This is a genomic window from Pseudomonas putida (genome assembly GCF_026625125.1).
Lineage (GTDB): Bacteria > Pseudomonadota > Gammaproteobacteria > Pseudomonadales > Pseudomonadaceae > Aquipseudomonas > Aquipseudomonas putida_X.
Genome location: NZ_CP113097.1, coordinates 2,132,090 through 2,145,152, shown reverse-complemented (window position 1 = coordinate 2,145,152; position 13,063 = coordinate 2,132,090). Strand labels below are relative to the sequence as shown.

Annotated in this window: 10 protein-coding genes; 6 read left to right on the top strand and 4 right to left on the bottom strand. The window is 63.2% G+C overall.

From position 1 onward, the window contains the following. Positions 1-3 precede the first annotated feature (3 nt). From OSW16_RS09740 to OSW16_RS09730, 3 genes are all read left to right on the top strand, one after another. Positions 4-1,359 carry a glutamine synthetase family protein gene (locus OSW16_RS09740; RefSeq protein WP_267822629.1) on the top strand — a complete coding sequence of 452 codons (1,356 nt, stop codon included), beginning with the start codon at positions 4-6 and terminating at the stop codon, positions 1,357-1,359. 404 nt (positions 1,360-1,763) lie between these two features. Next, complete coding sequence (locus OSW16_RS09735) at positions 1,764-2,594, top strand: alpha/beta fold hydrolase (protein WP_241803319.1); 831 nt, start codon at positions 1,764-1,766, stop codon at positions 2,592-2,594. Positions 2,595-2,788: 194 nt separating this feature from the next. Then, positions 2,789-3,568: a TSUP family transporter gene (locus OSW16_RS09730; protein ID WP_267822626.1), complete on the top strand. Its 780-nt coding sequence runs from the start codon at positions 2,789-2,791 to the stop codon at positions 3,566-3,568. A gap of 898 nt (positions 3,569-4,466) precedes the next feature. Here the strand turns inward: OSW16_RS09730 and nudC are convergent. Together nudC and OSW16_RS09720 are read right to left on the bottom strand one after the other, a co-directional pair. After that, positions 4,467-5,297: an NAD(+) diphosphatase gene (nudC, locus tag OSW16_RS09725; RefSeq protein ID WP_267822624.1), complete on the bottom strand. Its 831-nt coding sequence runs from the start codon at positions 5,295-5,297 to the stop codon at positions 4,467-4,469. Positions 5,298-5,330: 33 nt separating this feature from the next. Next, on the bottom strand, positions 5,331-6,143 hold the full coding sequence (locus OSW16_RS09720) for a crotonase/enoyl-CoA hydratase family protein (RefSeq protein ID WP_267822622.1): 813 nt from the start codon (positions 6,141-6,143) through the stop codon (positions 5,331-5,333). Positions 6,144-6,349: 206 nt separating this feature from the next. Between OSW16_RS09720 and OSW16_RS09715 the strand changes: the two genes are divergently transcribed. Together OSW16_RS09715 and OSW16_RS09710 are read left to right on the top strand one after the other, a co-directional pair. Next, positions 6,350-6,916 carry a lipocalin family protein gene (locus OSW16_RS09715; protein ID WP_267822620.1) on the top strand — a complete coding sequence of 189 codons (567 nt, stop codon included), beginning with the start codon at positions 6,350-6,352 and terminating at the stop codon, positions 6,914-6,916. 62 nt (positions 6,917-6,978) lie between these two features. Then, positions 6,979-7,944 (top strand): MBL fold metallo-hydrolase, encoded by a 966-nt coding sequence (locus OSW16_RS09710; protein WP_267822618.1) that lies wholly within the window; start codon positions 6,979-6,981, stop codon positions 7,942-7,944. 202 nt (positions 7,945-8,146) lie between these two features. On the opposite strand, the gene OSW16_RS09705 is transcribed toward OSW16_RS09710, so the two are convergent. Together OSW16_RS09705 and OSW16_RS09700 are read right to left on the bottom strand one after the other, a co-directional pair. Next, complete coding sequence (locus tag OSW16_RS09705) at positions 8,147-9,430, bottom strand: Zn-dependent hydrolase (RefSeq protein WP_267822616.1); 1,284 nt, start codon at positions 9,428-9,430, stop codon at positions 8,147-8,149. A 13-nt stretch (positions 9,431-9,443) separates the two neighbouring features. Continuing rightward, entirely contained in the window at positions 9,444-10,946 is a 1,503-nt protein-coding gene (locus tag OSW16_RS09700; RefSeq protein ID WP_241803312.1) for an NCS1 family nucleobase:cation symporter-1, read from the bottom strand. 616 nt (positions 10,947-11,562) lie between these two features. Between OSW16_RS09700 and hydA the strand changes: the two genes are divergently transcribed. After that, a complete protein-coding gene (hydA, locus tag OSW16_RS09695; RefSeq protein ID WP_267822614.1) occupies positions 11,563-13,002 on the top strand; it encodes a dihydropyrimidinase in 1,440 nt (479 codons plus the stop codon). Positions 13,003-13,063 lie beyond the last annotated feature (61 nt).

Genomic DNA, 13,063 nt, shown 5'->3' with positions numbered 1-13,063 from the left:
AGCATGACAACGACAACGACAGGCTTTGCCGATTTGCTCAGTGAAGTACGTGCCTTCCGCACCCGTTACCCCGAGGTGCGCCATGTCGACCTGCTGAGCCTGGACATCCCCGGGCATTTCTACGGCAAGCGCTACCCCATCGACATGCTCGAAAAGGTTGCCGCTGGCAGCCCGCTGAAACTGCCGCAGAACTGCGTGCTGTTGGGCGTGCAAGGCGGGCTGTTCCCCATTGGCGACTATTGCTTTAACGACGGCGACCCGGACGCCCTGCGGCGCCTGGTGCCCGGCACACTCAAACCGGTGAGCTGGGAGCGCGAACCGCTGGGCCAGATGCTGATCAGCTCCGACGGCACCGCCGCGCCAATCGAGTTCGAGCCCAGGGAGGTGCTCGCCCGGGTGCTGCGGCGCCTGGAGCGGCGCGGCATTCGCCCGGTGGTGGCGTTCGAGCTGGAGTTCTACCTGTTCGACCGGGCACTCAAGCAGGGGTTGCCGCAGTTCCCGCGGGACCCGTTCAGCGATGACGCGGACGACCAACCCAACATGCACATCGAACGGCTGTCGCGGTTCAGCGACGTGCTGCGCGACATGGTCGCAACCGCCAACGCGCAAGGGATCGACGCCAACGTCATCACCGCCGAACTCGGCCCCGGCCAGTTCGAAATCAACTTCGGCCATTGCGATGACGGCCTGCGTGCCGCCGACTGGGCCGCCTTGTTCTGCCGCAGTACCCGCGGCGTGGCGCTCAAGCACGGGCTGCGTGCCTCGTTCATGAGCAAGCCCTACCTGCAGGCGCCAGGCAGCGGCATGCACGTGCATGTCAGCCTGTACGACACGGCCGGCAACAACCTGCTGGCGGCTGACCAGCAGCGCCCGCTGCGCCATGCAGTGGCCGGTTGCCTGGCCTTGCTGCCGCACTGCATGCCGATATTCGCCGCCAACCACAATGCGTTTCGCCGTTATGGGGCCATGGTCAATGCCGCCAGCCGTGCCAGCTGGGGCTTTGAAGACCGTGACGCATGCATCCGCATCCCCGAGTCGGATGCGTGCAATGTGCGTATCGAGCACCGCCTGGCGGGGGCGGATGCCAACCCGTACCTGGTGCTGGCGGCCATCTTGTGCGGCATGGAGCATGGGCTGAATGCCGCGCAGGAGCCGATTGCGCCGCTCAATGACGATCGCGCCAGCGGGGTCGACTTCCCCAAGGACATGCTCGGCGCCGTCGCAGCCATGCGTGGGCACCCGGCTGTGAATGAAGGGTTGGGGGAAGCGTTCGTGATGGTGTATTGCGAGAACAAGCGCCAGGACCACCTGGCGTTCATGCAGGAGGTGACTGCCCGGGAGTACCGGTGGTTTCTTTGAGGCAGATACTGGCCACATCGTCGGCAAGCCGGCTCACGTAGGTGAGCCCGCTGAATTCGCGGTGCCTGGCACCGGCTGCGCCGGTGATCGCCGGCAAGCCGGCTCCCACCTGGATCGCGCCGGCTTTCAGAAGTTGAGCAAGACGGTTGCTTTCACAGGTAAAACGCAGGCCTGAAGAACTGCGCGGTCGTGGTGGGAGCCGGCTTGCAGGCCCACCTGGATCGCGCCAGCTTTCAGAAATTGGGCCAGACGGTTGCTTTCACAGGTAAAACGCAGGCCGCAAGAGCTGCGCGGTCGTGGTGGGAGCCGGCTTGCCGGCGATGAGGCCGGTACTGACAAGACAGAAAACTCTCCTATTCTGAATAGCTCACTTGGCAATCCCCCTGCACTGAGGAGACTCGACCATGAGCTACGTGACCACGAAGGATGGCGTTCAGATCTTCTACAAGGACTGGGGCCCGCGCGATGCGCAGGTCATCCACTTCCACCACGGCTGGCCGCTCAGTGCGGACGACTGGGACGCGCAGCTGTTGTTCTTCCTTGGCCAAGGCTTCCGTGTCGTCGCCCACGACCGCCGCGGCCACGGCCGCTCCAGCCAGGTATGGGACGGCCATGACATGGACCACTACGCCGATGACGTGGCTGCCGTGGTCGAGCATCTGGGGATCCAGGGTGCGGTGCATGTCGGCCACTCCACCGGAGGCGGCGAAGTGGTACGGTACATGGCCCGCCACCCAGGCGACAAGGTGGCCAAAGCGGTGCTGATCGCCGCCGTGCCGCCGTTGATGGTGCAAACCCCGGACAACCCTGGAGGCTTGCCCAAATCAGTGTTCGACGGGTTCCAGGCACAGGTGGCAGGTAACCGAGCCCAGTTCTACCGCGATGTGCCGAGCGGACCGTTCTACGGTTACAACCGGCCAGGCGCCGAGCCTGCCGAAGGGGTCATTGCCAATTGGTGGCGCCAAGGCATGATCGGCAGCGCCAAAGCGCACTACGACGGGATCGTAGCGTTTTCCCAGACTGACTTCACCGAAGACCTGAAGAAGATCCAGCAGCCAGTGCTGGTGATGCACGGTGACGATGACCAGATCGTTCCCTATGAAAACTCAGGCCCACTGTCGGCCAAGCTGCTGCCCAATGGCACGTTGAAAACCTACAAGGGCTTCCCGCATGGCATGCCGACGACCCACGCCGATGTGATCAATGCGGATTTGCTAGCCTTCATCCGAAGCTGACGCCATCGTCCGCGCTGGCCTCATCGCTGGCAAGGCGGTTTTCACAGGACCATCACCGGCCTTGGCCACTGTGCAGAACCTGTGAGGGCGGGCTTGCAAGCGAATGAGGCCGGCACTGGCAACCCACCCCGCCCGGGATTACCATGTTGCCCTTCTAGCGCGGCATTTTGCCGCCCCCTGCCTGCCAGACAGCCATGCCCTTCGAACTCACCGTAGAACCGCTCACCTTACTGATCCTCGCCCTGGTCGCCTTCGTCGCCGGTTTCATCGACGCCATCGCCGGCGGAGGTGGCCTGCTCACCACCCCGGCACTGCTCACCGCTGGCATGCCGCCGCACCTGGTGCTGGGCACCAACAAGCTGAGCTCGACGTTCGGCTCGGCTACCGCGGGGTTCACCTACTACAAACGCAAGCTCTTCCACCCGGCGCAATGGCGCCCGGCCTTGCTCGCCACCCTGGTCGGCGCGCTGATCGGCGCGGTCATTGCCCACTACATGCCCGCCGAATGGCTGAACAAGATGCTGCCGGTGATCGTCTTCGCCTGCGGCATCTACCTGCTGTTCGGGGGTACGCCCAAAGCGCCGCTGGATGCCGATGCGCCGATCAAGAAGAAGTGGCAGTTCCCGCAGGGCTTCACCCTGGGCTTCTACGATGGCGTGGCCGGGCCCGGCACCGGTGCTTTCTGGACCGTGAGCACCCTGCTGCTCTACCCCATCGATTTGGTCCGTGCCAGCGGCGTGGCGCGCAGCATGAACTTCGTCAGCAACATCGCGGCGTTGACGGTGTTCGTCATTTCCGGGCAGGTGGATTACATCGTCGGCCTGTGCATGGGCCTGTCGGTGATGGTCGGCGCCTTCTTCGGCGCACGCACGGCGATCAGCGGCGGCAGCAAGTTCATCCGCCCGGTATTCATCACCGTGGTCCTGGCGCTGACCGCACGCCTGGCCTGGCAGCACTGGTTCGGCCAGGCCTGACGCAGGGCCTGGGTCGGCGCCTTGCTGGCCCCATTCGAGGGCAGCGACAGCGCTTGCATAGCGGGCCAGCCCCTGCAGCAACTGCGCGAACCGGTGAGCCATCATGCCCCCCTCCGAGGGCCGCAACCAGGTGCTGCTGATTTCCAGCTGAATGGTGGGCACACCCCGGGTGCAAGCAAATCGGGTAATGGTCTGATGCGTCTGGGCGCTGAAGTAGTTATCCGAAAAGTTGCCGATGCCTTCCTGCTGAAGGCTGTCGAGCAGGGCCGGCAACAATGAAGCATCACCCAGCAGGGACCTGCCATTGAGCGTGCCAATGTCGATATCGTAGGGCCTGAAGTCATGACTGCCATGAATATCCAGGACCAACATCGGCCTTTGCCGGTCAATCAGTTCAGCCAGCGTTTCCTTGAATTCATTGTCATCGTAATAGTTCGGGTCGGACGGTGAGCGGTACTGGGTGTAAAGCACCGTTGCCGAAGCGAGCCTGTTGAGCATGTGTGCCAGGGCAGCCGTCCCACCACCGTCGGAAATGCGAAACCGGCCTTCACGAAAGGACTCGGTGGCATGGGGGGCTGTCACGATGACCTGCCCGCTGCCTTCGAGCGTGACGATGGGCGACTCACCCTGAGGCGCCTCGACACTTGCCTGTGCGCTGATGCGCTTTTCGATACCGATAGCCTCATGGACCATCGCCGTATCTACCAGGGCGCGCCCGATCGAACTATTACGCAACGTCTCCTGTTCATGCTCGCGGACGGTGGGTTTCATAAGGCTTCCTGCGCCAACAGTGGCATCGATCCGTCAAATACCACTGAATGCTAAGCGGGGGCAGCGAAGTCTGAAACTGACAAAAATACCAGGTCAGGCATGCCCCCAGGCACTACCCCAAGCGCCCTCAACGAGGCAGGACAGGCTCAGGCAAGCCCAATCGCCGGGCCACATACAGATCGATCAGGTACCGGGCGATGGAACGCCCGGCCGGCAGTGGTGGCAGGTCGTGAACGTTGAACCACCTGGCGTCTTCGATCTCGTCCGGCTGCATGACGATCTCGCCACCGGCATACTCGGCGTGGAAGCCCAGCATCATCGAGTGCGGAAACGGCCAGCACTGGCTGCCGACGTACTGGATGTTGCTGACCTCGACCGCCACCTCTTCACGCACTTCCCGCACCAGGCAATCCTCGGCCGCTTCGCCCGGTTCGGCAAAGCCTGCGAGGGTGCTGTAAACGCCGGTGACGAAGCGCGGCGACCGGGCCAGCAGGATCTCGTCGCCACGGGTCACCAGCACGATCATGCTCGGCGAGATGCGTGGGTAGCTGCGCAGGTCGCAAGGCTGGCAGTACATCGCCCGCTCCCAGCGGATCTGCGTCATCGGTTGGCCGCAACTGCCACAGAACCGGTGTTCGCGCGCCCAGGTGCCGATCTGCGCGGCGTAGCCAAGCACCTTGTAAAGATCGAAATCGCCTTCGAGCATGAACGCCCGCAGGCCGCGCCAGCCGCAACCGGGCACCTCGGCAGCGCTGCGCAGTTCCAGCAAGAATACCGGCTCGCCGTCGAAATGGCCGATACCGTGCTCGGCCAGCACATCCAGGTCCTGCCGCTTGAGCCAGTCGCGGGGGAACAGCGCGCCATTGGCGTCCACCAGAAACCCTTCCGGGCTGCGGGCGACAGCCCAGCCACCGGTGATCTGCGGGTCGAGTACTGCGCTAGTCCAGCGTGCTGACATGTCGGGGTTCCTTTACTGCGTCCCCCGACCCGGTCAGTCGGCGAACGTCGGTTTCTGTTTGCTCATATGGGCCGCCACAGCCACGCGCAAGTCTTCGGACTGCAGCATGGCAGCGTTCCAGGTGGCGATGTACTCCAGGCCATCGTCGATGCGATGGTCACGCATGTAGCTGAGCATCTCCTTGGTGCCCGCCACAGCGATCGGTGATTTTGCGGCAATCTCGCGGGCAATGGCAAAGACCCCGTCGAGCAACGCAGCCTGATCATCATAGACGCGGTTGACCAGGCCGATGCGCAGCGCCTCGTCGGCCGCAACATGACGCCCGGTGAAGGCCAGTTCACGCATGATGCCGTCGCCGATGATGCGTGGCAAACGTTGCAGGGTGCCCACATCTGCGGCCATGCCCATGTCGATCTCCTTGATCGAAAACTGCGCGTCCGCGCTGCAATAGCGCATGTCGCAGGCCGACACCAGGTCGATGGCACCGCCAATGCAGTAGCCCTGGATGGCCGCCAGCACCGGCTTGCGGCAGTTGTCCACGGCATTGAAGGAGGCCTGCAGGCGCAGGATGGTACGGCGCAGCAAGCGCGCGTTACGGCCAACGTCCTTGCCCATCTGGCCGGCCAGCGAGGCCAGCATCATCAAGTCGATACCCGAAGAAAAATGCTTGCCCGCGCCGCTGATGACCACGGCGCGCACTGCATCGGTGTCGTCGATCCACTGGAAGATATCGACGATCTCTTCCCAGAAGGCAGCATTCATGGCGTTGATCTTTTCAGGGCGATTGATCTGCACATGGGCGATGTTGTCGGTCAGTTCGACCTTGAATGCGCTGTACTCGGTCACGGGCTGCACTCCTGCGGGGGAAAGGTTAACTGCACGGATGTTAACCCAGCCTGGTTGCCGTACTTGTGCCAAAACCGGGACTTGCCGAGGGGTTGCCAGGGCCACGCCGTCATAGCTTTGCCCGGCATGAAAAAAGCGTACAACTTTTGCGCCTCACACGTATCGAAACACAGGTAAGCTCTTCATCCCTTCCCAAGAGGTTTGCCATGGCGATGCGTACAGCCCTGATTGTTTCCTGCATGACACTGGCCCTGGTTGGCTGCGCCGGTTCGAGCGATGAGCATCGCGCGCCACCGACCACCCAGCAGGTCGACCTGCAGCGCTACCAAGGCACCTGGTACGAGCAAGCGCGCTTGCCGATGTTCTTTCAACGCAACTGTGTGCAGTCCGAAGCCATCTATGGCTTGCGCGAAGACGGTCGTATCGATGTGACCAACCGCTGCAAGGAAAAGGACGGCCAGTGGAACGAGGCCAAAGGCATCGCCGAAGCCCAGCAGCCGGGCAAGACCGACAAGCTGTGGGTCACCTTCGACAACTGGTTCAGCCGCCTGGCGCCAGGTTTGACCAAGGGCGAATACTGGGTGCTGTACCACGACAAGGACTACCGCGTAGCACTGGTCGGGCACCCGAACCGCGAGTACCTGTGGCTGCTGTCGCGTACCCCGGTGATCAACGACCAGACCCGTGAGCAGATGCTGGCCATTGCCAAGAAACAGGGCTATGACACCCGCGAGCTGATCTGGCGGCAGGGCGATGATGCAGTAACCCCCTGATTCATCGATGCCCCGATTCAATCGGGCTTTGGTGAGTGCCCACTCAGACTTGGAGTCAGTCATTGGACCTGCTGTTTCTGGGCACCTCGGCCGGGGTGCCCACCAAAGCGCGCAACGTCAGCGCCACTGCCGTGATCGAAGCCAGCGGCAGCCACTGGTACCTGGTCGATTGCGGCGAAGGTACACAGCATCAACTGCTGCACACGCCGTTGTCGGTCCGCGACCTGCGCGCCATCTTCATCACCCATGTGCACGGCGACCATTGCTTCGGCCTGCCAGGCCTGCTGGCCAGCGCGGGCATGAGCGGGCGCACGGCACCGCTGGACCTGGTGCTGCCGGCCGCCTTGCACGACTGGGTGCGCCTGAGCCTGGCCGCCAGCGATACCTTCCTGCCGTTCGAACTGCGTTTGCTCGCGGTCGAGCAACGGGATCAATGGCGCAGCGATACCCTGGCGGTCAGCAGCGTACAGCTGTCGCACCGGGTGCCCAGCGTGGCTTTCGTGTTCACCGAGCTGAACCCCGAACCGCGCCTTGACGTGCAGCGCCTGGATGCCGAGGGTATCCCCCGCGGCCCGCTGTGGGGCGAGCTTGCCAAGGGCCAGACGGTCGAGCACGCGGGCCGAGTGCTGCATGGCCGCGACTACCTGCGCGCCTCGCGTCCGGCACGGCGGGTGATCGTCTGCGGCGACAACGACACTCCCGACCTGTTGGCCGAAGCGGCGAAAGACGTAGACGTGCTGGTGCACGAAGCGACATTCACCCAACCGGTCATTGAGCGCACAGGGGTCAGCTTCGGCCACAGCAGCGCGGCCGCCGTGGCGCGCTTTGCCGAAACGGCCGGCGTGCGCAACCTGGTGCTCACACATTTCAGTGCCCGCTATCAGGCAGACCCGCGGCGCAGCCCGTGCATCGACCAGGTCAGGGAAGAGGCGCAGGCCCATTACAGCGGCAACCTGACTCTGGCCCAGGACCTGCAGCGTTACCACATCGGGCGCGATGGGTGCCTGGGCCGCGTCACGGGCGTTTAGCAAATCACACCGGCAGCACGCTTCACTAACCAACAATTCCAGCGAGTGAAAGCGTTTTTTTTCCTTAACGAAAATGTAATGTTCGCTTTCGCCGACGCTGCGCCACACCAAGGTTGCCAGCAGCAGCCGAGAGGCGTTGGCCTGATGGCCGCGGAGTGACCCTCCAGCGGCCGGCTAGCCGGCGAGGCGGCCCGTCAAGGCATCACGCCGCCAGCCGCCCGCTGGCGATCGCCTCCGACGCCGCCAGCATGGCCCGCAGCAATACCGCGCAGCCCGCTGCCAGGTCTTGCGGGGTGGCATTCTCGATTTCGTTATGGCTGATGCCGTTCTCACACGGCACGAAGATCATCCCCGCCGGCCCCAACTCGGCCAGGAAGATCGCGTCATGCCCCGCCCCACTGACGATGTCCATGTGCGGCAAGCCCAGTGTCCGCGCCGAATCACGCACGGCATCGACGCAACTGCGGTCGAAGTACAGGGCCGGAAAGTCGGCCGTGGGGGTCAATTCATGGCTCAGCCCATGCTTGGCACAGGTGGTCTCAATCACAGCGCGCACGTCAGCGATCATCGAGTCCAGCCGCTGGGCTTCGAGGTGACGAAAGTCCAGGGTCATGCGCACTTCGCCCGGGATCACGTTGCGAGAACCGGGGTAGGCCTGCAGGCAACCGACCGTGCCACAGGCATGCGGCTGATGGCCCAGCGCGGCCCGGTTGACCGCTTCTACCACCGCCGCAGCGCCGACCAGTGCATCCTTGCGCAGGTGCATCGGCGTAGGGCCGGCGTGGGCTTCAACGCCACGCAAGGTCAGGTCGAACCACTTCTGCCCCAGGGCGCCAAGCACCACACCGATGGTCTTGGCCTGGTCCTCAAGGATCGGCCCCTGCTCGATATGGGCTTCGAAATACGCGCCGACCGGGTGGCCAAGCACTGCACGCGGGCCGGCGTAGCCGATGGCGGTCAACGCCTCGCCCATGCTCACGCCCTGGGCATCACGCTTGGCCAAGGTTTCCTCCAGGGTGAATTTGCCGGCAAACACCCCCGAGCCCATCATGCAGGGCGCAAAGCGCGAGCCTTCCTCGTTGGTCCAGACCACCACCTCCATCGGGGCTTCAGTCTCGATGCCCAGGTCATTGAGGGTGCGGATCACCTCAAGACCCGCCATCACCCCAAAGCAGCCATCGAACTTGCCACCGGTGGGCTGAGTATCGATATGGCTGCCGGTCATCACCGGTGGCAGCTTGGGATTGCGCCCTGGCCGACGGGCAAAGATATTGCCGACGGCATCGACACTGACGCTGCAACCGGCAGCCTCGCACCACTCGACGAACAGGTCGCGGGCCTGGCGGTCGAGGTCGGTCAGCGCCAGGCGGCAGACACCGCCCTTGGGTGTGGCACCGAGGCGGGCGAGGTCCATCAGCGATTGCCACAGGCGCTCACTGTTCACATGGTGTTCAGTCGATTGCAGGGCTTGTTGGGCTGGGGTCATGGGTTAGGTCTCCTCAGGCGTTTTTGTTGTCTGCATTGATCACAGGCTGCACTGGCCCACGCACCGCCAGGCCGCCCAGGGCGTAGTACAGCACCCCGCCAAGCAGCGACCCGGTGAACCAGCCATAGTCGTAGAACCAGCTGAAACTGCTGTTACCAATGGCCATCACGGTCAGTGCCACAGGCAATGCAAAGGCGGCGAAGCCTGCCCAGTTCCAGGCCGGGTAGATGTCATCACGGTACAGGCCGGCCAGATCCAACTTCTGCCGACGGATCAGGAAGTAGTCCACCACCATGATCCCGGCAATCGGCCCCAGCAGGCTGGAGTACCCCAGCAGCCAGTTGGAATAGACGCTCTCCAGGCTGATGTCGGAAACGATCCAGCCAAGTTTTTTCAGCAACTCGTGGCTCATCAGTGCCAGGCCGATGAAGCCTGTCAGCCACACGGCGCGGCTGCGCCCGATCAGGCGCGGGGCAATGTTCTGGAAGTCGTTGGTCGGTGAGACGATGTTGGCCGCGGTGTTGGTCGACAGCGTCGCGATCACGATCAGCGCCATGGCCAGTGCCACCCAGCCCGGGCTCTGGATCTTGCCGATCAGGCTGACCGGGTCGGAGACCGTTTCACCTACCAGCGAGGCCGAGGCGGCGGTCATCACCACGCCCAGGGAGGCGAACAGGAACATGGTCAACGGCAGGCCAAAGATCTGCCCGAGAATCTGGTCTTTCTGGCTCTTGGCGTAGCGGCTGAAATCCGGAATGTTCAGCGACAACGTGGCCCAGAAGCCGACCATCGCGGTAAGCCCGGCACAGAAATAACTCACCACGCTCGCCCCTTCCGGACGCTTGGGCGGCTGGGCCAGCAGCTCGGCCATCGACATGTGCGGCAACGCCCAGAACAGCAGGCCAAAGCCGACTGCCACCAACAATGGCGCGGACAGGGTTTCGAGCCATTTGATCGATTCTGCACCGCGCAACACCACCCACAGGTTGAGGGCCCAGAACACCATGAAGCCGATCACTTCACCGGTGCCACCCAACGCTTTCCAGTCATCGAAGATCGAGCCCAGGAACAGGTGAATGGCCAAGCCGCCGAACATCGTCTGGATGCCGAACCAGCCACAGGCAACCACCGCGCGTATCAGGCAGGGTACGTTGGAGCCGAAGATACCGAACGATGAACGCAGCAACACAGGAAAGGGAATGCCGTACTGGGTGCCGGGGAAGGCGTTGAGGGTGAGCGGGATCAGCACGATGAGGTTGGCCAGCAGGATCGCCAGCAACGCCTCGCCCACGCTGAGGCCAAAGTAGGCCGTGAGCACGCCGCCCAGGGTGTAAGTGGGCACGCAGATGGACATGCCCACCCACAGTGCGGTGATGTGCCATTTGTTCCAGGTGCGCTGATGCACCTTTGTGGGCGCGATGTCGTGGTTGTAGCGCGGGCTGTCGAGCACGTCACTGCCTGCGGACAGCTCGAACAGGCCATCCTGCTCGATCACTTGCGATCTGCTCTGTTGCATGGGGCCTTCTCCAGATTTTTCTAATTGTCTGCTCATCGGGCTAACGCGATGGCCGGAGGACATACACCACCAGTACTGCTCCTGCGGTCCGGCCTGGCGGTTGTGGCCGTACTCAAAATACGTGCCGGGCCGGCCTTCGCCAGCCCGGCCGGCCGCCGCCGAGCGCAGGTAATCAACTGATCTGCAAGGCATTGATCTACGTCAGGCGACGGCGCGGTCATGTCATCGCCTTTCACGTTCAGCGCCTGGGACCGGCCCTGGCCCCTGCAACAGGTTTCAAACTGGTGCAGCCTGGTTTTTCAGTGGCGCGCCCTGCGCCTCCCAGCCAGGTTTCAAGCAGCTGATTTTGCATGGAAAATCTTGACCAATTTGGCTTGTTGTCAAGTGCGTCAAAATGGTGAAAGGCCTCACCATTTTGGTGATCTTTTTAATTAATCCTTTAAAATCAGTCACTTATGTAAGTAAAAAACCCATTAAATATTTTCTTGAACAATCCACAATCAGCATCTAAATTCCATTCTTGTCAGGTCTGACAGGATTGAAATTCATCCTCCAGCCACTGGCGCATAACAATCGAAGAACCGGCAAAGACCGGTCAGCCTGCGAGGAAGACGGCATGTCCCTGTTGATCCGTGGCGCCACCGTGGTCACCCACGAAGAGAGCTACCCCGCTGATGTCCTGTGTGTCGATGGCCAGATCTGCGCCATTGGCAAAGACCTACAAGCGCCTACCGACTGCGAGATCCTCGACGGCAGCGGCCGGTACCTGATGCCCGGCGGCATCGACCCGCACACCCACATGCAGTTGCCCTTCATGGGCACAGTGGCCAGCGAGGACTTTTTCAGCGGGACTGCCGCAGGGCTGGCCGGCGGCACCACCTCGATCATCGACTTCGTCATCCCCAACCCGCAGCAATCGCTGCTGGAGGCCTTCCACACCTGGCGCGGCTGGGCGCAAAAGAGCGCGTCCGATTACGGCTTCCACGTTGCCATCACCTGGTGGAGCGAGCAGGTCGCCGAAGAAATGGGCGAGCTGGTCACCCAACATGGCGTGAACAGCTTCAAGCACTTCATGGCCTACAAGAATGCGATCATGGCCGCCGACGACACCCTGGTCGCCAGCTTCGAGCGTTGCCTGCAACTGGGCGCGGTACCCACCGTGCACGCCGAGAACGGCGAGCTGGTCTACCACCTGCAGCAAAAGCTCCTTGCCCAAGGGCTGACCGGCCCCGAGGCGCACCCGCTGTCGCGCCCTTCGCAAGTCGAAGGCGAGGCTGCCAGCCGCGCCATCCGCATCGCCGAAACCATTGGTACGCCGTTGTACGTGGTACACATCTCCAGCCGTGAAGCGCTGGACGAAATCACCTATGCCCGGGCCAAGGGCCAGCCGGTCTACGGTGAAGTACTGCCCGGGCACCTGCTGATCGACGACAGCGTCTACCGTGACCCGGACTGGGCCACCGCCGCTGGGTATGTGATGAGCCCGCCCTTCCGCCCACGCGAGCATCAGGACGCCCTGTGGCGCGGCCTGCAGTCAGGCAACCTGCACACCACCGCCACCGACCATTGCTGCTTCTGCGCCGAGCAGAAAGCCATGGGGCGCAACGACTTCAGCCGCATCCCCAACGGCACGGCCGGCATCGAAGACCGTATGGCGGTGTTGTGGGACGCGGGCGTCAACAGTGGGCGGCTGTCGATGCATGAATTCGTCGCGCTGACCTCCACCAACACCGCGAAGATCTTCAACCTGTTCCCGCGCAAGGGCGCCATCCGCGTCGGCGCCGATGCCGACCTGGTGCTGTGGGACCCACAGGGCACGCGCACCATCTCCGCCCAGACCCACCACCAGCGTGTCGACTTCAACATCTTCGAAGGCCGCACCGTGCGCGGTATCCCCAGCCACACCATCAGCCAGGGCCGCGTGGTCTGGGCCGATGGCGACCTGCGCGCCGAACCTGGCGCGGGTCGTTACGTGCAGCGCCCGGCGTACCCCTCGGTCTACGAGGTGCTGGGCCGCCGCGCCGAGCAGCAGCGCCCGATACCTGTGCAGCGCTGAAACTGTCGGGGCTGCTGCGCAGCCCCTGGCCAGCAAGCCAGCCCCCCACGCTCCCAGGTAC

Bases quoted from the DNA above. Each gene is read 5' to 3' on its own strand.
- OSW16_RS09740 (WP_267822629.1), top strand. From the start codon at position 4: ATGACAACGACAACGACAGGCTTTGCCGATTTGCTCAGTGAAGTACGT.
- hydA (WP_267822614.1), top strand. From the start codon at position 11,563: ATGTCCCTGTTGATCCGTGGCGCCACCGTGGTCACCCACGAAGAGAGC.
- nudC (WP_267822624.1), bottom strand. From the start codon at position 5,297: ATGTCAGCACGCTGGACTAGCGCAGTACTCGACCCGCAGATCACCGGT.
- OSW16_RS09705 (WP_267822616.1), bottom strand. From the start codon at position 9,430: ATGACCCCAGCCCAACAAGCCCTGCAATCGACTGAACACCATGTGAAC.
- OSW16_RS09730 (WP_267822626.1), top strand. From the start codon at position 2,789: ATGCCCTTCGAACTCACCGTAGAACCGCTCACCTTACTGATCCTCGCC.
- OSW16_RS09735 (WP_241803319.1), top strand. From the start codon at position 1,764: ATGAGCTACGTGACCACGAAGGATGGCGTTCAGATCTTCTACAAGGAC.
- OSW16_RS09700 (WP_241803312.1), bottom strand. From the start codon at position 10,946: ATGCAACAGAGCAGATCGCAAGTGATCGAGCAGGATGGCCTGTTCGAG.
- OSW16_RS09715 (WP_267822620.1), top strand. From the start codon at position 6,350: ATGGCGATGCGTACAGCCCTGATTGTTTCCTGCATGACACTGGCCCTG.